Annotated in this window: 1 protein-coding gene; it reads left to right on the plus strand. The window is 64.8% G+C overall.

The genetic code is table 11. The annotated features are described in order from the left end of the window. Window positions 1-307, plus strand: a 307-nt coding sequence (locus tag IHV25_RS10275; protein ID WP_192535031.1) for a hypothetical protein, incomplete at both ends; no start/stop codon positions are given.

Below are 307 nucleotides of genomic sequence, written 5' to 3' on the forward strand. Positions count from 1 at the left end.
CGGGTTCAATACGAACGACAAGACGTTCACGCTCCAGGTCCGGGTCACGGCGGATCGCAGCGACCTCCTGGAGGTCCGCACGGGTGATGTGAGCGTCCCGGACGGCTCCACCCTGAAGGTGGTGAAGGCCATCGGAAGCGGCTGGGCGTCGGAAAAGATCTACACGGTGCTGGTGGCCCGGGAGGATAACCGGAAAGTGACCGGCACGTTCTCGATCCTGGACAAGGCGGCGGACCTGCCGTTCCTGAGCCTGGACCAGGTGCGTCTTGACGCCAATGGCAAGGTGGTTGCCGACGGCGAGGACGCC

The organism is Phaeovibrio sulfidiphilus, assembly GCF_014861485.1.
GTDB classification, from domain to species: domain Bacteria; phylum Pseudomonadota; class Alphaproteobacteria; order Rhodospirillales; family Rhodospirillaceae; genus Phaeovibrio; species Phaeovibrio sulfidiphilus.